Below are 21914 nucleotides of genomic sequence, written 5' to 3'. Positions count from 1 at the left end.
TCTTCCTATTAAAGTTTCAGTTCTTGCGGCTGTTGTGCAGCATGTGGGTGATTTTCGCCCGCATACACTTTCAGCTTCGCCTGCATTGCACGGCCCAGAGGACCTTTTGGAAGCATGCCTTTAACGGCCAGTTGAAGAACACGCTCAGGAGCATGATCAATCATCTGATTGAAAGACATAGACTTAATACCGCCGATGTAACCGGTGTGACGGTAGTACATCTTGCCTTTGCCTTTATTGCCTGTAACCTGAATTTTTTCAGCATTAACAACAACGATGTAGTCACCGGTGTCAACGTGAGGCGTATACTCAGGTTTATGTTTACCGCGCAGGCGACGAGCCAGCTCAGTAGCTAAACGACCCAGTGTCAGACCATTTGCGTCGACTACGAACCAGTCGCGCTTGACTGTCTCTGGTTTTGCACTAAAAGTTTTCATGATTCTTAATAGCCTATATCGGTCTTACGATCAGAGAGTCATTCCCTTCCCGATGGACCAGTTGCCTATTTTTATTGGTTGCAGTTCCATTGCAACGTTCAGTACCTTAAAAAAGGAGCGCGAAGTATAGCGACTTAGCACCGCAAAGTTAAGCCCTGTTTACATAAAATGCCTTGTAAACCTTATTTTTATCGAACCCGTAGCAACGACAGCTCGATAAAAAAGATGGAGGCATTGACAGAGACCTTATAGAAGATGCTCTCGGGCAAGATATTCATGGGATTGCATTTCAAGTAATCGAGAAACCGTGCGGTCAAATTCAAAGCTTAGATTACCGCCTAAATATAGATCAGAGATCGCGGCTTCCGCTGAAATAATAAGCTTCACGTTACGGTCATAAAACTCATCGACCAAGTTGATAAAACGTCGCGCCTGATCATCGGTATCACGCTTCATTTGAGGGACTTCGCTTAACAAAACAGTATGGTACTGTTTGGCAAGCTCAATATAGTCATTCTGGCTGCGTGGGCCGTCGCACAACTCCTCAAAATCAAACCACACCACACCGTCATGCAGTCGCAAGGATTTCATTTGCCGGTGATTAATCTCTATTGATTGCGCCTCACGCCCCTCAGCCAAGGCAATGCTTTTAAAGCTTTTCATCAGACTTTCATTGGCAGATGCATCAAGGGGATAATGAAAGATTTCCGCTTGCTCAAGTGCTCGCAACCGATAATCAACACCGCTATCAACATTGACCACTTCAGTATATTTCTTCAAAAGCTCAATGGCGGGGATAAAGCGAGCGCGTTGTAACCCGTTTTCATACAACCCATCCGGCACGATATTAGAGGTCGTTACAAGGGCCACGCCATTCTTAAATAGCTCACCTAAAAGACCAGCAAGAATCATTGCATCGGTAATATCTTTGACAAAAAACTCATCTAAGCAAAGTACTCGGATCTCTTTACCTAATTGCTCAGCAACTAGCGTTAGTGGATTTTTTTCACCGTCAAACTTACGCAGATCATCGTGCACACGCTGCATAAACCGATGAAAGTGAACCCGCATCTTGTCATCGAACGGCAAGCTATCGTAGAACGTATCGACTAAATAGGTTTTACCGCGACCCACACCACCCCAAAAATACAAACCGTGGGCAGGTTCTTTAACATCGGGTTTACCTAGCAGACTTTTGATAAAAGATTTCTTAGGCGGCTGATATCTAACGAGATCATCATAAAGGCGCTGTAGATGCTTTACCGCCATCTCTTGTGCCGGATCATAGCTAAAATCATCACGTTCAAGATCTTGTTTATAGCGCTCTAAGGGTGTCATAAGCCTGATTCCGAGAGTTTTACAGAAAGAGATCACCGAGCCCAGTTGTGGACAAAGTGACGCGGTTTACCTGAAAAAATGTGGGCGGTATTATACCGTTTTGAAGACAAACCCCCAAATATCGACCTTAGACTTAATTAAATTTTGAATAAAAAGCGCTTTAATAAGCCGTTAAACCAGACGATAACCCGTCATAAAAGAACGAGGCGCTCGCAATTCTAATAAAACTAAGTGATGTCTTACACAACCGGTTGGTCATCGTCACCGATTACCCTGTATAATAATCAGCACGTTACGGCACCGTAATAAGCCACTGTGCCATTCAAATATTTAAGGAGTCATTTTATGGAAGCCAATATCGACTGGACCCTTATTATCCTGACCTTCGTTGTGGGCTGTGGTGTTGGTGCGCTGATTTACCATCTGTTCAACACGAATACAGGTGGAGGCTCAGATCTAAAACAGCGTATGAATCAGAAAGAGATGGAACTGGCTCGTCTTAACGAAAATGTTAGCGAACATTTTGCCCGTACCGATGAGCTTTTAGGCGGTATGGAAAAGCACTACCAGAACCTTGTCAGCCATCTACAAAGTGGTGCAGAGAGTTTTTGTGATGATGCGGTGCTATACAAACGTATCAGTAAAAACAGCCGTAAAAACCGTAAAGATCAAGTGGAAGACGCTGCCAGTAATGAGTCTTACCAAGCCCCGATGGATTATGCCCCAGAAAGCTCAGGGACATTATCGGAAGACTTTGGGTTGGAGCGCGAAAAAGTACCAGAACCACCTAAAGGCCTTTAGTGGATAGACCTGTAATAGAAAACTTTTAAAAAGAGAGCTTAAATAACCCGGTTTAAACCGGGTTATTTTCATCTAGGGCTATATGTTCCAGCCCATATTCACTTTGCAACCATTCCCCCAGTGCCAACACGCCATAACGCTCTGTTGCATGATGCCCGGCAGCAATATAGGTAATACCTAATTCACGGGCGGCATGGACTGTATTTTCTGAAATTTCACCACTGACATATAAGTCACAGCCTGCGGTTGCAGCTTGTTCAATAAAACCTTGAGCCGCGCCTGTACACCAAGCAATTTTTGTAACAGGGCTTGATAAATCGCCAATCACCAAAGGCTCGCGCTGCAGCACTTCCTTAATACGGCTCACGACATCTTTTACAGTACGATCCGTTTTAGGCCCACCAACCAAACCAATACTTCTAGGATCTCCTTCATCCAAACCATGACTAATACTCCAATCCAATTTTTTAGCCAATTCAACATTATTGCCAAGCTTTGAATGGGCATCTAACGGCAGATGATAGGCGATTAAACTAATATCATTTTTAATCAACGCAGCCAGTCGCCGATATTTCATGCCCGTTATTTCAGTCGGCTCATTTTTCCAAAAGTAGCCATGATGAACCAAAAGAACATCAACATCTTTGGCTATCGCTTGATCAACAATATTTTGACTAGCCGTAACAGCGGTAGCGATACGTTTTACTGTCGACTTACCTTCAACCTGCAAACCATTAGGGCAATAGTCTTTAAATGCCTTTGGCTCAAGCAACCGATCCAACCCAGCGACTAACTCAGGCAACGTTAAACTCATATTTTCTCCTGTACTAAAATAGCAATAAATCACACGATACATCGTTTAAATACGCTAAAATATCCCTTAAAACCAGTGCTTCACAGCTCTATTTGATTGAATTAATACAATAAGACACCATATAGTAGTCACGGCTAGTGGCGACACACTGCTTATTCTAGTTAGTTGCCATTTTGTGCTTAACCGCAATCTGAACTGAACCTAATAATGCTGTATTTACTTGGACTGAGATTTTTTGCATGAAAAAGCTATTTCGCTACTTCTCATTGCCCGTAATGATTGGTGTCATCATTGGATTGTTGATCAACCAGCAATCAACAGCCCTTTTTACCAGCAATCAAAAAACTCAGCCTGTTTTTATTGAAGCCGCCCATAAACCTAAAAACACATCTCAGCAACAGGCGCCCTACAGCTATTCTGGCGCAGTTAAACAAGCAGCGCCCGCCGTTGTTAATATTTACACCAGCAAAATCATCGAACAAAGTGACCACCCCCTGTTACAAGACCCTGCTTTTAGGCAGTTTTTTGACTTCAACGGCAAACCGCGCCAGCAAAGATTACAATCCAGCTTAGGCTCTGGGGTTCTTGTTAGTGCTGACGGTTATATCTTAACCAACAACCATGTCATAGCTGGGGCGGACGAAATTAAAGTTGCCTTAAAGGATGGTCGAGAAACCATTGCTCAGGTTGTTGGTACTGACCCCGAAACGGATCTTGCGGTTCTAAAAATTAAGCTGCCAGATCTACCCGTCATCACAATAGCACCATCGGATGATATTGAAGTTGGTGATGTCGTATTAGCCATTGGCAATCCATTTGGCGTAGGTCAAACAGTGACGATGGGGATCGTTAGTGCAACAGGCCGAGACCAGCTGGGTATTAATACTTTTGAAGATTTTATTCAAACAGATGCCGCAATTAATCCAGGTAACTCCGGTGGCGCACTGGTCAACCCACGGGGTGAATTCTTAGGCATCAATACGGCGATATTTAGTAAGTCCGGCGGCTCTCAAGGCATCGGTTTTGCTATTCCTTCCAATCTAAGCCGTCAAATTATGATTGATATTATTCGGGAAGGCAGTGTAGTACGGGGTTGGCTGGGCGTAGAAGTTCAAGAATTAACGCAAGCATTAGCCCTTTCTTTTGGTTACAACAGTGATCAGGGTATTCTAATTGCTGGCCTTTTACGAAATGGCCCTGCACATCAAGCCGGAATGCAGCCAGGAGATATCATTACCAAGGTTGACGGGGAACTGGTTGTGAGTGGCCGGGATACCATGAACCAGATCACCGAAACAGAGCCAGGTGAAAAGATTAAATTATCGGTATTTCGAGCAGGAAAAATACTTCAACTTGAGGTCGAAGTAGGCCGTCGGCCAACGCCTGCACAGAATTAATGACGACAGAGCCAAAAAACGGGCTTAATCAAAATAAAGCCCGTTTCTGAATATTAGATTTGAAGAGCTAGAAGTGCAGTGTTGCACTAGCGTACCAGCCGCTAGCCGTTATATCTGCATTCAAATTATCAACATCATCAAAATCCATGCTAAAGCTACGATAACCAACCTCACCGCCTAACTCTATCGGCAAAGGTGCAGCGGCAGCCACATAGAAACGGCGATCGGCAATAGTTGCGCCGCCTACACTCAAGTAATTGATGATACCACCAACGGCTAACGGGAAGGACACCACTGGAATCTCAAATTCACCCTTACCGTATAGCAGAGGCACAGGCACATCTAACGACAATGACTCATCCGCACTGCCACTCTCGTCTTTAATCTGAATCTCACCATCAAATTGACGAATCGTCAGACCAATATCAGCAGTTAACCAGCCTAAACCATCAAGAATCTCATAATAACCCGTCCAATCGGTATGGCTTAGGTTAAGACGACTGTTGATTTTGGAGCTGGCATTATATGTTTGGCCTTCAAATTCAATAGAGCGGCTCAGAGTGCTATTGCTACTCTCTGATAGATTGGTACGCTCAACGCGTAAGTTAGGCAGCAATGGCAGTGGATGCTCAATAGCAAGGTAGTAACTACCCGTAGAGCTATCGCTATAACCTAGATCATCTTCAACATCAATTGAACTGGCACTGGAACTATCCGACTCAAAGCTACCGCTAATATCCGGCTGCCATAGGCTTGCACCCGCATAGATACCGACAAAATCCGCTTGAGCATTCAGCGCTGCAAACATTAACCCTAGGGGAGCAATTTTCTTCAGCATGTTTTTTTACAACCTCTTTCCGTGCTTATTTCAGGCTATTCTATAGGGTATTAATCCAATGCCCACTTTTATCGATATCTTTTAGAACCGTCCCAGCTTTTTATACCAAGGCTGAGAGATACTATCACTACCGACTTTTTTGGTGCCTTGAGCCTTTAACTGCCCCATTGGTAAATTAAAAACCTGTCGAGCAATGCCATTTTCTGCTTCAAAGCTTACTAAAACATCACTATCTGGCAGTCCTCGACCACGCCAGCCTGCCAAGTCAAAACTGAAGCTCTCACCGGACTCAGACAGAATAATACCCTGCTGAGTAGAGGTATCAAAAGAGATAATCTGACCTTGCATCGCTTAAACCACCTTTTATTCAGGATAAAAATAAGAAATAAAATAATCTTGAAAGGGAACAAACCTGTCGATCAATCGGCTTGAGACCAAATAGCGATTGACCGAGAGACCTGCTCCTGTAATAAATGAAGGTTTATATGTCTTACCTGACGTGACAATTCTTGCCTATCAAGCTTAACGATTAATGTAGGTACTGACAGCACTTGAAAAAGACTACAAGCTTCAGGGAAACGCGATAGATCCAGCCATAAGAACCGCGCATTATAACCTTGTGCTTTAGACCAACGTGGTAACTTAAGCTTTAAAGCGTCACAAACACCGCAATTAGGCGTTGAGAACAGCAGAAAAGCCAACCCAGATGAAGTATTCATCTCATCGAGGCTATTGGCTTCAATGTATTTATTCACACCAAGGTATCTCGGTAATCCGATAAAGTAATGGATACCGAATCAGAAAAGCGTAGTGCATGAGGCTTGTCCACTTCGACCTGAGCGACCTGAACCTGTTCGAGGGACATAATGATATCTAAAATTTCTCGAGTCAGACGCTCAAGTAGCGTAAAGCGATTGCCTTCAACGTGGTTAATAACCGCTTTAGTAATGGTGCGATAGTTCAAAGCTTCATCAATATGATTAAAACTTACCGCCCGGTCAGCCGCATATTGAATGGTGATATTGATGATCACATCCTGCTTATTCAGAATTTCATCATCATTGATGCCAATATAAGTACGCAGACGCAAATTTTTGATTTGGATCGTCGCTAAATTGTGACCTCTATGAGCATTACTAACCGCATGTAATGGCATACCACATCCTTATTGAGACAAGAATTGAAACAAGGTAACTATTTTAATCACGGCAACTACTTTAATCACGGCAACTATTTTAATTGGAGATCAGCTGCAAGTATTCCATGCGTGTGGCCTGGGATTCACGGAAAGCACCTAGCATCACAGAAGATTTCATCACTGAGTTTTGCTTTTCAACCCCTCGCATCATCATACACATATGACGAGCTTCAATCGTTACCGCAACACCACGGGCTTGAGTCACTTCCATCACCGCATCGGCAATTTGCTTGGTCAAGTTTTCTTGAATCTGCAAACGTCGAGCATACATATCAACAATACGAGCAAACTTCGACAAACCTAAGACCTTACCCGACGGTAAATAGGCAATATGACACTTACCAATAAAAGGCAAGATATGGTGTTCACAAAGAGAATATAGTTCGATGTCTTTAATGATGACCATTTCATCGGTTTCAGAGCCAAATACAGCGCCATTGGTCACTGTTTCTAATGTCTCATGATACCCTTTTGTTAAATACTGCATCGCTTTAGCCGCGCGCTTAGGCGTATCCATCAATCCTTCCCGCTGAGGGTTCTCACCCAATTCCGTTAGAATTGTTTCATAAAGACCGGTCAATTTTTCTGTCATCGAAATGCCTTAGGATTAATCAAAATCAAATTTTATGTTGGTTTTCTAATATAGAATCCGAGATAAGCATTCTAACTCGTATAGAAATATCCACAGACCATAGGTAAACCATAGATAGAAGAGCTTTACTAGTTAGAGCGCACATCAAGGCCTGGCTTCGTATCTTGATACGAATAAGGACGGGCACGGTATCAGGGATTACAGGCCGTCTCAGTAAAAAAGTGACAATACTAACGTATTTTCATGGCTAGCTGGGTGCGACAATTTGTCCATTTTACCTGACCATCCTAGTCAAGCATAATCTTTGCGCGCAAAATCTATTATTCACTTTCGTCATGCCTCAATGTTGTTTGGGTTGAAACTTTTTTACTCATAAGGCGAACAGATAAATTAAATAGATCTGTTATACTGCGCGCGCTGTTTACGGGATTATGCACAGCCCTACGGTTATGTTTTAAGACGTTCCAGTGGCCATGTTTTGAGACATTCCAAAGCTAATGGCACTATATCTAACGATAGTTAATATCCTAATTCGCCAGACCTGTAAGCGTAGAGCGAAATCATGCCCTGCTTCGGTGTTTGGCTATTTCTGTACTGCATAAGTCAGTACGAGACCTGTACTAAAGAGACGGTGAGCTATGAAACGATTACTGACATCTGTTGCCCTGCTAGGTGCCTGCCTGCCCGCTTTTGCGGAAACTAATTCAGCAGAGGGTTATAAACTACCCACGGATACCGTTCTAAAAGTACAGGTTCTGATTGATAAAAGTATTACCCAAGGCGAAGAAATTTCACACCTATTGCTAAAATCGACCGGCTCTGAAACTGGCGCCACCTTGCCTGAACGTTGCTTAATGTCTGCAGACGCAACGCTCAACAACGGCAAGCTTTCCGTCAATGTAACCCGCGCACTATGTGTTGAACCCAATGGCCATATCTATGATGGTGTTATGGATGCAATAGCGATCAACGCTGCTGGAGATCAAGGCATAAATGAAGCCTGTTCAGGTTCTAGCTGTAATAAAGCCACGCTTCAAACTGGCGTAGACTATCGCTTAAAACTAAATAAGTCGGCCAATATCGCTCTGGTTATCAACCAAGCAGAGCAGATTAATATCCAACGCCGCAGCCATGAGCCAACGACAAGCGAATAACTCTTCGTTGATTACCGGTGTAAAAACAAAGATTCAAATCAAGATTCAAAAAAAAAGCTCCGTACTCGCCATGTCTACATGCTAGTACGGAGCTTTTTTATATACTCTTTAACCCTTTTTTATATATTCGAGAATGCTTAAGGATTTTGAGCAACAGCAATACCATCATATTTCTGTTTTGCTTTAACAACTTTCTCAATATATTTACGAGATTCGGCACTTGGGTGGCTGCGATTCAGTTTCACGTAAACCTGCTGTGGCGATAAGCTATTAATAATTTGAACGGCTTTTTTACGATCCGTAGAAAATGTTCTTAGCACATTACCCGCTCCACCGTTATACGCTGAGATAACACAGTATTCACGGGCCAACGGATGCGTCACACCTTTTAGATAAATATCATCCAGAATACCTAAATAGGCAGTTCCCGTATCAATATTATTTGTTGGATTGAAAAGATAGTTTCGGTCAGGCTGGTCACTACGCTTTTTAATACGCTCAAATACATCTCGGCCCGCCGTACTTGGAACAACCTGCATCAAGCCATAAGCAGGAATATGACTGGTGGCATAAGGGTTAAAATGGCTTTCAGTTTCCATAATGCTATAAATCAGTGACTCTGGAACCTCGTAGCGTAGAGCTGCTTGACGAACAATTGACTCATATTTTTGCCCTCGGACTTGCTCATGGTTAGCCTCCATTGGAATCTCAACGCGGTAGATCACTTTATTACCTGAGTTGATTTTCTGTAGCTTATTTTCCACTAGCCAATCCGCATAGCGGTTCGCTCGCCATTCCCACTGAACAATAATACCTTCGTTATCTTTAACCTGTCCTTCCAATACCGAGGGGCCGGTATAAGTAACCCCTTGATCAGAGAACAAACTTATATCTCGGGCATTATCCGGTGTTAACAGCGTTGTAACGATAGCTTCCTGAAGACGCTCTTTATGATTACGCTCATCCACCGTCTCAACAATAATATTACCCTTGGCAAAATCAACTTCACCACGACTGGTGTAGCCTGTTCCGTATTTAACATAAGTATCAGAGTTTGACTCGACGACATTATCATCCCCCCAGTAACGGCTCGCTTTCTGCTGTAATTCCTGAACCTTCTGCTCATATTGACGATACTCTTTTTCAAGCTTCGCCATGGTTTCTTTATAGCCCTCGTACTCTTTTGCCAAAGCAGGGTAACGGGAGATCCATGAAGATGGCTCTGATGTCTCCTGGCTCTCTGAGTGGGCAACAACCGGAGGCGTTAAAACAGGTTCAGATATCGGTTGAGGTTGAGCTGGTGTCAGTGTTGGCGCCTGATAAACCGCCTCAGGTGTTGTCTGAGGCAGTGGCTGAGCCACTATCGGTTCAGGTTCAGGCTGAGCAATAGGTTGAGCCACGGCCTGGGGCATAGCCTGAGGAACAGGTTGATACGGCTTTGGATTAGAGGGTGCAGCCTGACTCGGTGCAGAGGCCGTTTGGCTAACAGGATCAGGTTCAGACTTGAACAACGAATTAAAACCACCCGGAGGTGGCTGGGGCACTAAGCTTTTAGGTGGTGTTAAACTTTCCTGACGAGAAGAATAGCTTTCTGTACTCGCACAGGCCGCAAGCAGTAACGCACTGCAAATGACGCCTAAGGGCCGCCAATGTATCAATACACTACGAATATGCCCCACTGAACCCACCGCCTTAGATGTCATTGTATCTCTATCCATTATTGCATTCGTATTATCAATATTGTCTATGTTGTTCATCGTATCAGTACTATCAAAATTTCTAACCATCCCTGCCTCTTACTTTAAATCAATGACGAACTAGTTTTACCATCGTGGCAGTCTTGTCTATCAATTGCTAAACATCAAGCATAAGGGTTTAGAGCTAATGGCGGCTGACTCAATAATATCTTTTGTTGCGTTAAAGCATTAACGTGCTCTAACCACCAATGCTCACCACCAAAATGCGGAAATGCCATAATAAAGGCAGGATCTTTTCGACGCTGGGCTAGCCAACCGCTGTAATAGATCATGCGAAGGGTTCGCAACGGTTCGATTAAAACTAACTCCTGCCGTGGAAAGGTTCGGTACTCTTCGTAACCTTCAAGCACCTCTGAAAGCCACTGTTGCTGCTGAAGCTTATCCCCTGACAACAGCATCCAGATATCCTGCATGGCAGGAGCCATACGGCAATCATCAAAATCAAGCAGCATAAGCTCATCATCACGCCACAGCATATTACCGCCATGACAATCACCCTGTACGCGAATTAAAGGCGCAGATACCTGCTTTAAGCGCTGTTCGCATATCTTCAGTAGCTCCTCGGTCAATCGCTCATAGCGCTGACGATAGCCCCCCAATAGACCGCTATTTAACACATGCTGCTGGCCGACCCGAGCATAGTCCGTAACATTAAGTTCCGGTCTATATTGAAAGGGCTTTATCTCACCAATACTGTGCATCTTGCCTAAAAAACGGCCTAACTCAAACAGATGGTCTTCATTATCCAGCTCAGGGGCGTGACCACCTTTACGAGGAAAGAGTGAAAACCTAAAGTCTGAAAATCGAAATAAACTCTCACCATTATGCTGAATCGGGGCGATAGCGTTAACCCCTCTATCAGCAAGCTCCAGAGTAAACTGATGCTCCTCTAGAATCTGCGCATCACTCCAGCGGCTCGGCCGATAAAATTTGGCAATAAGTGGCTGAGCATCATCAAGGCCCACTTGAAAGACACGGTTTTCGTAACTGTTCAACGCCATGACTCGACCATCACAATAAAAACCTAAGGACTCAACCGCATCCATCACTCGATCAGGGTTTAACTGATAATAAGGTGTAGCGTCAACACCAGAATCAATACCGGCATTACCGGCCGGATCGACGGCTGAAGAAAGGGAGCGTATCATCTTAATAACCTTATAGAGATAGACAGTGAAAGCAGTGAAAACCCAAGTTTATATGACCGCTGCCATTTTGGCGGTGTCGATGTCGGAGGCCAATACCCAAGCCTGCTCTGTATTACTGCTGCCATTTTGGCGGTGTTCGAGCCAGTGCCCAAACCTGCACTGATTCTGCGCCATTATCCCTTAATAGCGCAGCAATAACACCTACAGTACTACCCGTTGTGACGACATCATCTATCAAAAGAATATGCTTACCCTTGATATCTTTCGGAGTACGCACCTGAAAACTCTGCTCTAAATTCTTAAGACGTTGACGACGGTTCAGCAGATGTTGCGATGGTGTAAACGTTTGCTTATGCAACATTGTCATGGCGACAGGTACATTGATACCTCTGCCGATAGCATCAGCCAATACCGCAGCAGGATTAAACCCTCGCTGCAAGCGAGTGCGCCAATGGGTTGGTACAGGCACAATCAAATCAGGCTTAAATTTAGGCGTGTCGAATGCATTGAAAGCCTCCCTCAACACTAGATCGGACAGCATTCGACTCCGCAAAAGGTGATGCTGCTCTTTAAAACGATGAATAATCTCTTTTAACGGGTAGGTATAAAGAAAAGGCGCAAAGACATGATCAAACGCAGGCGGATTTTTTTGGCAAGCGCTACAGATTAGCGCCGTGTGATGACTACTGGCAGAACCTGCTGTCATCGGCTCAGCACAAATAATACAAGGATTTTTATTAAGAACTAAATCCCCCCGGCAACCGCGGCAAATAAGACCTTCGGCCGCCCGCCCCTGACACAAAAAACAGCGCCGAGGAAAAAGTGCCTCGACTAGCGTTAAGACAAAACCTTTAGCAACCATAACCACCTCCATGTAAACCAAAAAACAAAAACAAAGTTGACAGAATAACCCTCACCGTTATGATCACAGTCTCATCACGTTTTGAATTTAGCACAGGAATTTCCATGACTGCACTAACCGCGCCCCGCCATGACTGGTCTTTAAAAGAAGTTGAAGCGCTATTTGCTCTGCCTTTAAACGATCTACTGTTTAAAGCCCACAGTATTCATCGTGAGCACTTTGACCCGAACGCCGTTCAAGTCAGTACTTTGCTATCCATTAAAACCGGTGCCTGCCCTGAAGATTGTAAATACTGCCCTCAATCTGGCCACTATAATACAGGGCTTGCCAAAGAGCAGTTAATGGAAGTACAAAAGGTGTTACAGCAAGCGAAGGCCGCACTAGAAACCGGAGCTAGTCGTTTCTGCATGGGTGCGGCGTGGAAGTCCCCCAGCAAAAAAGATTTCCCTGTTGTGCTAGAGATAGTCAAAGGCGTTAAATCCCTAGGCTTAGAAACCTGTATGACATTGGGTATGCTGGATGTCGATCAAGCAAAAGAACTGTCTCAGGCCGGTCTTGATTACTACAACCACAACCTGGATACCTCACCGGAATACTATGACCAAATCATCACCACCCGTAGCTATCAAGACCGCCTAGACACCTTATCCCATGTGCGTGAAGCCGGTATGAAAATCTGCTCAGGCGGCATCTTAGGTATGGGCGAAGAAGAAACCGATCGCGCTAAAATGCTGATTCAGCTTTCCAATTTAGCGCCTCATCCTGAAAGCGTACCGATCAATATGCTGGTTAAAGTTGAAGGTACTCCTTTAGATCAGGTTGAAGATTTAGACCCTATCGACTTTATTCGCACCATCGCTGTCGCCCGTATTCTTATGCCTGAATCCCACGTTCGGCTATCCGCAGGCCGTGAAGAAATGAGTGATGAGATGCAAGCTATGACGTTCTTTGCCGGTGCCAACTCTATTTTTTATGGCGAGCGTTTATTGACGACAGCAAACCCTCAGGCAGATAAAGATCGTCAACTGTTTCAGCGCCTAGGTATTCACCCTGAACGCCGTGATGTTCCCGTTGATGACGCTACCCATCAGGCTGCCCTGCAAGAAGCTATCACCGAACAAAAGAACAGCAAGTTATTTTATGATGCAAGCCAAGCGTCATCTCTTAGCGACGGCGCCGAGCGCGAACGCAAACCCTGCGGCCTTGTGGTTTAAGTCCAACAGCACTGGAATGAAAGCCTGTATGAAAGACCGGATCAAACAATCACTAGAAAGCACTGTCGATCTTTTATCCCCGCTATTAGAACCTGGTTTGGAGGCGCGCCATAAGGCGCACCTCTACCGGTGCCGCCGTACGTTAGAGGGCCCTCAGCAGCCAGAGACACAGATCAATGGCCGTCAGGTTCTTGCCTTTTGTAGTAACGACTATTTAGGTCTTGCCAATGACCCTAGAGTCATCGAAACCTTTTGCCAAGCAGCCAAAACCTATGGTGTCGGTAGCGGCGCTTCACATTTGGTTAATGGTCACAGCACAGAGCATCAACAGTTAGAAGAGGCTTTAGCGGCTTTTACTGGACGAGATCGAGCGCTACTTTTTTCCACGGGCTACATGGCCAACCTCGGCACAATTCAGGCATTAGTGGGCAAAGGGGATACGGTCTTTCAGGATCGGTTAAATCACGCCTCGTTATTAGATGGCGGCTTGCATTCTGGCGCAGGATTTAAGCGTTATCGGCATAATGACAACGTACACCTTAACCATCTTTTAGAGAAAGCCAGTCCAGAGAGTCAGCGCAAACTGATCGTCACGGATGGTGTATTTAGCATGGATGGTGATTGCGCACCACTACAAGCCCTTGTCGATACGAGTCAACGACATCATGCTTGGTTGATGGTGGACGATGCTCACGGGTTTGGATGCCTGGGTGAGCACGGGCAAGGCATAGGTGCAGGTTTTACTCAAAATCAGGTGCCTATTTTAATGGGAACTTTAGGTAAGGCCGTTGGTACTAGCGGTGCTTTTGTGGCCGGTAGCCAAGCCTTGATAGAAACATTAATTCAATTTGCCCGCCCCTATATTTACACCACGGCGATACCGCCTGCCGTCGCTGCAGCAACACGCACCAGTTTAATGTTAATACAGCAAGAACCGGAGCGGCGTATCCATCTGAATCAACTGATACACAGCTTTAGAACCGGGGCGAATCAACTAGGATTAACCTTAATGGACTCTCTCACACCTATTCAGCCGATTATGATTGGCGACGACGCAGAAGCGATGGAATGGAGTCAACAGCTTGAACAGGTCGGTATTCTCGTCATTGCCATTCGCCCACCCACAGTTCCTAAGGGTAGCGCCCGCTTACGCATTACCCTAAGTGCCAGTCATAGCTTGGAACAGATTGAACAACTGCTGTCAGCCCTAGCCCATATTATAAAGCAGCGCGGCCTGCCGAAGATGACCCGATGAAATCAACAATAAACATAAAGCCACTTGTACTTCTGCACGGCTGGGGAGCAACACCGGCGATTTGGCAGCCGTTAATTGCTGCCATAAAACAGAGACAACCTGAACGCCTGATTATCACGCCGACACTTACTTGCTACGACCCCCAAGAAACCTCGTTTATTCCTAAATTGATTGCGGATTTAGACCTTCCCCTTGATGCCCACTGGTTAGGCTGGTCACTCGGCGGCAATTTAATGTTAGAGATAACCTATTATCTGCAAAATCTACCAAAAAGCGCCACAGTAATAGAAAGCACCACAATAATAAAAAGCACGATACAAGCCCCTAGCAGCCTAACATTATTAGCCAGCAACCCCAGCTTTCAACAGCGCACTGATTGGCGCTACGGGATGCCTGTGGATGTGTTGAGCCATTTTCAAACTGCTTTTAGCCAAGAGCCAGAGAAAACACTTAAGCGTTTTCAAGGATTGCAGATGCAAGGGGAGCCTGATATTCGCGAAACAAGAAGGCTGCTCAATCATCTTATGCGCAATAGAGCCAACCCAAGCGAGCGATCGGCTAACGTGCTAGCCCTCTCGGACGTACAAGCCCTCGCTAACGGCTTAACCGCCTTAAGCACATTAGACCAGCGTGCTTACTGCCAACTGCAATGCCCAACACTCTGGCTATTTGCTGAACACGACCCTTTAGTGCCCGTTGATATTAGCCAACACTTAGCAGCCCCCAGCGAAGTACTATCGAACGCAGGCCACCTTCCTATGCTGAGCCAGCCAAAGTATCTAGCGGATAAGATTCTTCAACGGCTTTGCCATATCGAAAATATGCTAACGCTAGAAACAAGTGCCCAAGGTGAAATAAAAGCCAACATAGATAAAATAAAGACCAATATAGAAGCTAAAGACAGAAATAAGCAGAAGGTCGCTAATGCGTTTAGCAAGGCCGCCCCTCATTATGATCAACAGGCCAAAGCCCAAAAGCGTATCGCACAGAAACTTTTAAACCTCTGCCCAACCTCTGCCAACCATATTCTTGATATTGGCTGTGGGACAGGTTATTGGACGCGCCGCTTACGGGATCATTGTCATGCCCAATCAGCAATAGGCTTAGACCTCTCGGAGGGCATGTTGGCTTTTGCCGATCAACAGGCGGATAACGACAATATCCACTGGCTCTGTGCCGATGCAGAGCAGCTTCCCGATACGATCAAAGGCTTAGATCTGATTTTCTCCAGCTTAGCAATACAGTGGTGCCACAATCACCATGCCCTATTTCAATCACTATTTAACGCCCTTAAAGCTGGCGGCAAGGCTTATATCGCCACCCTCTTGCCCGGAACATTAGCAGAACTTGAGCACAGCTGGGCTCAGGCAGATGATAAAAAACATATTAACGACTTCACCTGCCAAGAAGCCTTACTTGAATCCGCTCGCCAAACAGGCTTTAAAGTAGAGCAGGCAGAGCATTATTGTGAGCAGGTATATTACCCAGACCTAAGACAGGTTATCGATTCGATCAAAGGCATTGGAGCGCATTATCAGGAGGGTGAGCTAGGACTAACAGGCAGGCAAAGCATTATTCATTTTAAAAAAGCTTATGAGTCTTTTAGATCAGAACAGGGTCTTCCTGTAAGCTACCAAGTCTTGATATTAACGATTAGCAAACCAAATAATATGGGCCTTTTATCATGAAAACCTATTTTGTTACCGGTACCGACACCGATGCGGGAAAAACGTTTGTTAGCTGCGCCCTACTTTATGCTGCAGGCCTGCTTGGTTATAAAACCTTAGCCCATAAACCCGTTGCCGCAGGATGTGAGCGAACAGAGCAGGGCTTAAGAAACAGCGATGCCACACATTTAATGGCCGCGATGACAGAATATGAAGAGTATGAGATGGTAAACCCTATCGCTCTTGAACCTGCTATAGCTCCCCATATTGCCGCCCAAGAAAGTGGCTCATCGTTAAGTGTTGCTCGGTCTGCGGGATTTGCTCGAGGTATTATGATGGCCAGAGCAGACCTTCTATTGATCGAAGGTGCTGGCGGCTGGCGTGTGCCACTTAACCGTCGAGAAACCTTAGCCGACCTAGCTAAGAATCTAAAGCAACCTGTCATTCTTGTGGTTGGTATAAAGCTTGGATGTATCAACCATGCCTTGCTAACCGTTGAGGCCATTAAGGCCGACGGCCTAACTATTGCGGGCTGGGTTGCGAATCAGATTGACCCAGAGATGAGCCACTATAAAGAAAATCTAGCAACATTAGCCCAATTAATCACGGCCCCTTTATTGGCAGAAATTCCCTACATCCAAGACCATAGCTGGGCTGAAGCCGCCAAGAGCATTCCCGAACCCGCCTTGCGCTATCTTGTTGATAACAAATAATTTTATTTATTTTGCAATCAGGGGTTGACGTATTCTTTGGCTTAACTATAATACGCCTCGTACTGCGGGAGTGGTGAAATTGGTAGACACGCCAGATTTAGGTTCTGGTGCCGTAAGGTGTGAGAGTTCGAGTCTCTCCTTCCGCACCATCTTCTCCCTAACAAGCTAGACTTGTTTGAAGATGGCGCAGTACAGCGCTTTGACTATTCAATTATTTTTTTATCATTGAATATTATTAAAGCCACACAATTGCCGCTAATCATAACGAGGTCACCCTTCGGATTAGCAATACGGCATATAGTGTATAGCAATATACAAATGCGGGAGTGGTGAAATTGGTAGACACGCCAGATTTAGGTTCTGGTGCCGTAAGGTGTGAGAGTTCGAGTCTCTCCTTCCGCACCATTTGTTATATTGCAGCTTTTTATTCTAAGCCCCCTTCTACGTACCAATACTTTCTATGCTTTAACTCTCTCTAAGATCCTTTATTACTTTTCATTCTATACCTTTCTGTATTCCTATATCTCTATTAAATATCCTTTATATTCTTTATATACCGTACAGCTACAACAAAACGATCACACAGCTATCCCATAAGACATAAAAAACCGACTAAGATTTTCACCTTAGCCGGTTCTATGATTGATTTAGACCATCAATGTCTACGCTTTATTTCAGGTGATTACTCACCGTAGAACAGCTCTTCATCAAGATCCATCAACGTCTCTGCACCAGCATTAACCTGTGCAGCCAGTGATGCCGCCTTCGGTAGCACTCGAGCAAAGAAGAAGCTTGCCACTTTAACTTTAGCCCCATAGAAGCCGCTGGTATCACTCCCTGCTTTTGGTGCAGCAACAGCAACCATACGCGCCCACATGTAAGAGTAAGTCACTAGACCAAACAGATCCAAATAGTCTTGAGAAGCCGCTCCAATCTCTTCTGGGTTAGCCTGAGCTTTCTCGATAACGCCCTCGGTAACTTGAACCAGAGTATCAACCGCCGCCGATAGCTTCTCTAGGTATGGCTGTACAAAAGTATTATCAGCATTCGCGGCAATAAAGCTGCGAATATCTTGTTCGAATATTTTTACATATTCACCTTTGTTGGACACCACTTTGCGACCCATCAGGTCAAGCGCCTGAATACCATTGGTGCCTTCATAAATCTGCGCGATACGGGCATCACGCACATATTGCTCTGCACCCCATTCACGGATATAGCCTTGGCCACCATAAATCTGCTGCGCGGAAATAGTACAATCCAAACCACGGTCTGTTAGATAAGACTTAGCCACCGGCGTCATCAGAGCAACTAAGGCCGCTGCTTTTTGACGAACGTCTGCATCCTCATGGAATTTAGACATATCCAACTGCATACCCACATAAGAAGCAAAAGCACGACCCGCTTCATTAAAGGCACGTACATTCAATGCCATCCGGCGTACATCTGGGTGCACCAAAATGTTATCCGCTGATTTTTCAGGGTACTTAGCACCGCCTGGAGCACGGGATTGAGTACGCTCTTGAGCAAAATCCATTGCACTCTGATAAGCTACTTCACCAAGACCTAAACCTTGAATACCAATCGATAGACGCTCGTAGTTCATCATGGTAAACATGCAAGCCAAGCCTTTATTCGGCTCACCGATCATCCAACCCTGAGCGCCATCAAAGTTCATGACGCAGGTTGCAGATCCTTTAATCCCCATTTTGTGCTCAATAGAGCCACAGAATGCTGGGTTACGCTCACCCAAAGAACCATCATCATTGATCAGGAATTTAGGCACCATAAATAGCGAGATGCCACGGGAACCAGCAGGCGCATCCGGCAGCTTAGCCAGCACAAGATGAATAATATTTTCCGATAGATCATGCTCACCACCGGTAATAAAGATCTTAGTGCCAGTAATATTAAAAGAACCATCGGCATTCGGTTCTGCCTTCGTGCGGATCAAACCCAGATCAGTACCGGAGTGCGGCTCAGTCAAACACATAGTACCCAACCAACGACCTTCATACATCGCTGGCAGAAGCTGCTCTTTCATCGCGTCGCTGGCGTGATTATCCAAACACAGCGTCGCGCCAGAGTTAAGCGCAGGGTACAACGCAAAAGACGCGTTGGAAGAGTAAAGCATCTCTTCAAATAATACCGTTAGCATCTTCGGCATGCCTTGGCCGCCAAAGTCAATATTACCGCCAAGACCCAACCAGCCACTTTCAGACATCAGCTTATAGGCTTCTTTAAAGCCTTTTGGCGTGGTAACGGTTCCATCGTTAAACGTACAACCTTCTTCATCACCAGTGCGGTTTAAAGGAAATAGTTCGTTTTCATTAACCTTGGCACCTTCTTCCAAGATCGCATCAACCAAATCAGGGGTCACTTCCTGTGTTGCTGGCATAGAGGCCCAAAGCTTTTCAGCCTCAAACACTTCATTTAAAACAAAACGCATATCGCGTAAAGGAGCTTTATACTTTGCCATGGTGCGTACTTCCTATTGATAGATGCTTACTTTTTAGCGCTATAAAAAGCACTAAAAAGTTGGTGAATCAGTATATAAAATTTCGACTGGATTCTATTTTTCAGTCATATTACTGAATGAAACCCTAGGCCGCTAGTTTAATGCGTGACTTGTGAGTTCAGGTTTTATGGGGGCTTGAGCGACAGCAGGGTTTAGTATAAAAGGCGCGTTTACTGCAAAAATGTCAAGCTGAAACAGCTCATGCTTAAGTCTAAAATATTGCTGAGAATAAAGCTAAAAAAGCGAGCCTTCCCTGGCCCGCCTGAATTTTTAAAGCAGTAAATTTTCTTTCTTTAGGCGATCCGTCTTTCTTTACAGTTTAGATTTCAAAGCCAGAACCAAATTGATCCGCGCTCATCTCCATAAGCGACTCACCGCCTTCATTGATTGAAGCAACCAAAGACTTGGTCCGCGGTAACAGCTTGCTGAAGTAGAACTGTGCCGTTGCCAGTTTCGCTTTATAGAAATCCGTTTCTGTGGTGCCGTTCGCCAGTGCCTGCTGCGCCACTTTTGCCGCTTGAGCCCAGAAATAAGCCAGCGTAACGTAACCAGAGTACATTAGATAATCAACAGAGGCTGCACCTACTTCATCACGATCCTGCATCGCTTTCATACCGATCTGCATGGTAACGTCACCCCACTCTTTGTTCAGCGCCAACAAAGGTGTGACAAATTTAGCCATCTCAGCATTACCTTCTTCACCCTGGCAGAACTTATGAATCTGCTTGGTAAAGGTACGTAGTGTTTCACCTTGATTCATCAGAATCTTACGACCCAGTAGATCAAGCGCCTGAATACCGGTTGTACCTTCATACAGACGAGTGATACGCGCATCACGAACAAACTGCTCCATACCCCACTCATGGATAAAACCGTGACCACCAAAGATCTGAATACCTTCGTTGGTCGCTTCAAAGCCTGCTTCGGTTAAGAAGGCTTTTACAATAGGAGTCAATAAGCCTAACAGCTCATCGGCTTCTTTACCGGCATCACCACCGGCAGAAACTTGATCAATTAACTGCGCGGTATAATAAACCAGTGCCCGACCACCCTCTGCAAAGGCTTTTTGCGTCAACAGCATACGACGCACATCTGGGTGAACAATAATTGGGTCAGCGGCTTTCTCTGGTGCTTTAGGCCCACTCAGAGAGCGCATCTGTAAACGATCACGGGCATAAGTCAGTGCATTCTGAAAAGAGACTTCCGTAAGCCCTAAGCCTTGAATACCAACACCAATACGGGCCGCATTCATCATCACGAACATATAAGACAAGCCTTTATTCGGCTCACCTATTAGGTAACCCTTGGCATTATCAAAGTTCATCACGCAGGTGCTATTACCATGGATACCCATTTTGTGCTCGATAGAACCACACTGAACACCATTACGCTCACCGGCTTCACCGTTAGCGTCTGGGGTAAATTTCGGCACGATAAACAGTGAGATGCCTTTAGAGCCTTCAGGGGCACCCGGCAGCTTAGCCAAAACAAGATGAACAATATTCTCGGACATATCGTGTTCGCCCGCAGAGATAAAGATCTTGGTGCCACTAACCGCATAACTATCATCCCCAAGAGGTTCAGCCTTAGTACGAATTAAGCCAAGATCTGTACCACAATGAGGCTCGGTCAAACACATGGTGCCAGTCCAACTGCCGTCGATCATTTTCGTCAAGAAAGTTTCTTTCTGCTCTTCTGTACCGTGGTGTAGTAAAGCATCCATCGCACCATGGGAAAGACCTGGGTACATACCCCATGACAAGTTAGATGAACAAACCATCTCATTCAGTACCATCCCTAAGGACTGAGGCAAACCCTGTCCACCATAGCGGGTATCCTGAGTCATAGACGGCCAACCACCTTCCACAAACTGCTGATAAGCTTCCTTAAAGCCGGTAGGCGTTGTCACGTCACCATTATTAAACTGGCAGCCTTCGCTATCACCGGTTTGATTTAAAGGCGTCAGCACTTCTTCAGAGAACTTAGCACCCTCTTCCAGAATAGCATTCACAATTTCTGGTGATGCATCATCCCCATTAGGCAGTTGGGCATAATGGGCTGGAAAGTCCAGCATCTCGTCCATCACAAAACGGATATCACGTAGGGGGGCTTTATATGTTGGCATATCGACCTCGACTTAGCTGTTCTTGTTTTGTTTTGCTGTACCCGTCATGTCGAGCAACAGTCAAAGTTTCTTCAAAACTTAATTCA

At 45.2% G+C, this 21914-nt stretch carries 20 protein-coding genes and 2 tRNA genes; 9 read left to right on the top strand and 13 right to left on the bottom strand.

The window, feature by feature from the left end:
• Positions 1–8: 8 nt before the first annotated feature.
• Together rplM and zapE are read right to left on the bottom strand one after the other, a co-directional pair.
• Positions 9–437, bottom strand: coding sequence for a 50S ribosomal protein L13 (rplM, locus tag G517_RS0113795; protein ID WP_028304891.1), 429 nt, complete (start codon positions 435–437; stop codon positions 9–11).
• A 246-nt stretch (positions 438–683) separates the two neighbouring features.
• On the bottom strand, positions 684–1775 hold the full coding sequence (gene zapE / locus G517_RS0113790; RefSeq protein WP_028304890.1) for a cell division protein ZapE: 1092 nt from the start codon (positions 1773–1775) through the stop codon (positions 684–686).
• 345 nt (positions 1776–2120) lie between these two features.
• Here zapE and G517_RS0113785 point away from each other — a divergent pair, with 345 nt between their 5' ends.
• Positions 2121–2576 carry a Z-ring associated ZapG family protein gene (locus G517_RS0113785; protein WP_028304889.1) on the top strand — a complete coding sequence of 152 codons (456 nt, stop codon included), beginning with the start codon at positions 2121–2123 and terminating at the stop codon, positions 2574–2576.
• 52 nt (positions 2577–2628) lie between these two features.
• Here G517_RS0113785 and G517_RS0113780 read toward each other — a convergent pair whose 3' ends face one another.
• Positions 2629–3390: a Nif3-like dinuclear metal center hexameric protein gene (locus tag G517_RS0113780; RefSeq protein ID WP_028304888.1), complete on the bottom strand. Its 762-nt coding sequence runs from the start codon at positions 3388–3390 to the stop codon at positions 2629–2631.
• A gap of 239 nt (positions 3391–3629) precedes the next feature.
• Between G517_RS0113780 and G517_RS0113775 the strand changes: the two genes are divergently transcribed.
• The gene (locus G517_RS0113775) at positions 3630–4787 is read left to right on the top strand and encodes a Do family serine endopeptidase (RefSeq protein ID WP_028304887.1); all 1158 of its coding nucleotides are present in this window, start codon (positions 3630–3632) and stop codon (positions 4785–4787) included.
• A 67-nt stretch (positions 4788–4854) separates the two neighbouring features.
• Here G517_RS0113775 and G517_RS0113770 read toward each other — a convergent pair whose 3' ends face one another.
• The 5 genes from G517_RS0113770 to folE form a co-directional block, all read right to left on the bottom strand.
• Positions 4855–5625 carry a TIGR04219 family outer membrane beta-barrel protein gene (locus G517_RS0113770; protein ID WP_051206413.1) on the bottom strand — a complete coding sequence of 257 codons (771 nt, stop codon included), beginning with the start codon at positions 5623–5625 and terminating at the stop codon, positions 4855–4857.
• Positions 5626–5706: 81 nt separating this feature from the next.
• The gene (locus G517_RS0113765; protein WP_028304885.1) at positions 5707–5973 is read right to left on the bottom strand and encodes a hypothetical protein; all 267 of its coding nucleotides are present in this window, start codon (positions 5971–5973) and stop codon (positions 5707–5709) included.
• A 71-nt stretch (positions 5974–6044) separates the two neighbouring features.
• Complete coding sequence (locus G517_RS19300; protein ID WP_051206412.1) at positions 6045–6380, bottom strand: thioredoxin family protein; 336 nt, start codon at positions 6378–6380, stop codon at positions 6045–6047.
• Positions 6377–6781: a dihydroneopterin triphosphate 2'-epimerase gene (gene folX / locus G517_RS0113755; RefSeq protein WP_051206411.1), complete on the bottom strand. Its 405-nt coding sequence runs from the start codon at positions 6779–6781 to the stop codon at positions 6377–6379. The genes G517_RS19300 and folX overlap by 4 nt, the downstream gene beginning before the upstream one ends.
• 79 nt (positions 6782–6860) lie before the next feature.
• A complete protein-coding gene (gene folE, locus G517_RS0113750) occupies positions 6861–7415 on the bottom strand; it encodes a GTP cyclohydrolase I FolE (protein ID WP_028304883.1) in 555 nt (184 codons plus the stop codon).
• 638 nt (positions 7416–8053) lie between these two features.
• Between folE and G517_RS0113745 the strand changes: the two genes are divergently transcribed.
• Positions 8054–8569 carry a hypothetical protein gene (locus tag G517_RS0113745; RefSeq protein ID WP_028304882.1) on the top strand — a complete coding sequence of 172 codons (516 nt, stop codon included), beginning with the start codon at positions 8054–8056 and terminating at the stop codon, positions 8567–8569.
• A 137-nt stretch (positions 8570–8706) separates the two neighbouring features.
• Here the strand turns inward: G517_RS0113745 and G517_RS20275 are convergent, their stop codons facing one another.
• The 3 genes from G517_RS20275 to G517_RS19290 form a co-directional block, all read right to left on the bottom strand.
• Complete coding sequence (locus G517_RS20275; protein ID WP_084632253.1) at positions 8707–10356, bottom strand: murein transglycosylase domain-containing protein; 1650 nt, start codon at positions 10354–10356, stop codon at positions 8707–8709.
• 74 nt (positions 10357–10430) lie between these two features.
• A complete protein-coding gene (locus tag G517_RS0113735) occupies positions 10431–11474 on the bottom strand; it encodes a serine/threonine protein kinase (protein WP_084632251.1) in 1044 nt (347 codons plus the stop codon).
• 112 nt (positions 11475–11586) lie between these two features.
• Positions 11587–12336: a ComF family protein gene (locus G517_RS19290; RefSeq protein ID WP_051206409.1), complete on the bottom strand. Its 750-nt coding sequence runs from the start codon at positions 12334–12336 to the stop codon at positions 11587–11589.
• 104 nt (positions 12337–12440) lie between these two features.
• Between G517_RS19290 and bioB the strand changes: the two genes are divergently transcribed.
• From bioB to G517_RS0113700, 6 genes are all read left to right on the top strand, one after another.
• Entirely contained in the window at positions 12441–13550 is a 1110-nt protein-coding gene (gene bioB / locus G517_RS19285; RefSeq protein WP_051206408.1) for a biotin synthase BioB, read from the top strand.
• Positions 13551–13578: 28 nt separating this feature from the next.
• Positions 13579–14805 (top strand): 8-amino-7-oxononanoate synthase, encoded by a 1227-nt coding sequence (gene bioF, locus G517_RS0113720; RefSeq protein WP_084632247.1) that lies wholly within the window; start codon positions 13579–13581, stop codon positions 14803–14805.
• Entirely contained in the window at positions 14802–16493 is a 1692-nt protein-coding gene (bioC, locus tag G517_RS20270; protein WP_051206407.1) for a malonyl-ACP O-methyltransferase BioC, read from the top strand. The genes bioF and bioC overlap by 4 nt, the downstream gene beginning before the upstream one ends.
• Positions 16490–17185 (top strand): dethiobiotin synthase, encoded by a 696-nt coding sequence (gene bioD, locus G517_RS0113710; protein ID WP_036591522.1) that lies wholly within the window; start codon positions 16490–16492, stop codon positions 17183–17185. The genes bioC and bioD overlap by 4 nt, the downstream gene beginning before the upstream one ends.
• A 64-nt stretch (positions 17186–17249) precedes the next feature.
• A tRNA-Leu gene (locus G517_RS0113705) sits at positions 17250–17334 on the top strand.
• Positions 17335–17505: 171 nt separating this feature from the next.
• Positions 17506–17590 (top strand) — tRNA-Leu (locus G517_RS0113700).
• A 277-nt stretch (positions 17591–17867) separates the two neighbouring features.
• Here G517_RS0113700 and G517_RS0113695 read toward each other — a convergent pair.
• Complete coding sequence (locus tag G517_RS0113695; RefSeq protein WP_028304877.1) at positions 17868–19664, bottom strand: acyl-CoA dehydrogenase C-terminal domain-containing protein; 1797 nt, start codon at positions 19662–19664, stop codon at positions 17868–17870.
• Between the two features lie 358 nt (positions 19665–20022).
• A complete protein-coding gene (locus tag G517_RS0113690; protein ID WP_028304876.1) occupies positions 20023–21828 on the bottom strand; it encodes an acyl-CoA dehydrogenase C-terminal domain-containing protein in 1806 nt (601 codons plus the stop codon).
• Positions 21829–21914 lie beyond the last annotated feature (86 nt).

This window comes from Oceanospirillum maris DSM 6286, from assembly GCF_000422865.1.
GTDB lineage: Bacteria > Pseudomonadota > Gammaproteobacteria > Pseudomonadales > Halomonadaceae > Oceanospirillum > Oceanospirillum maris.
This window is presented reverse-complemented; position numbering and strand designations above follow the sequence as displayed.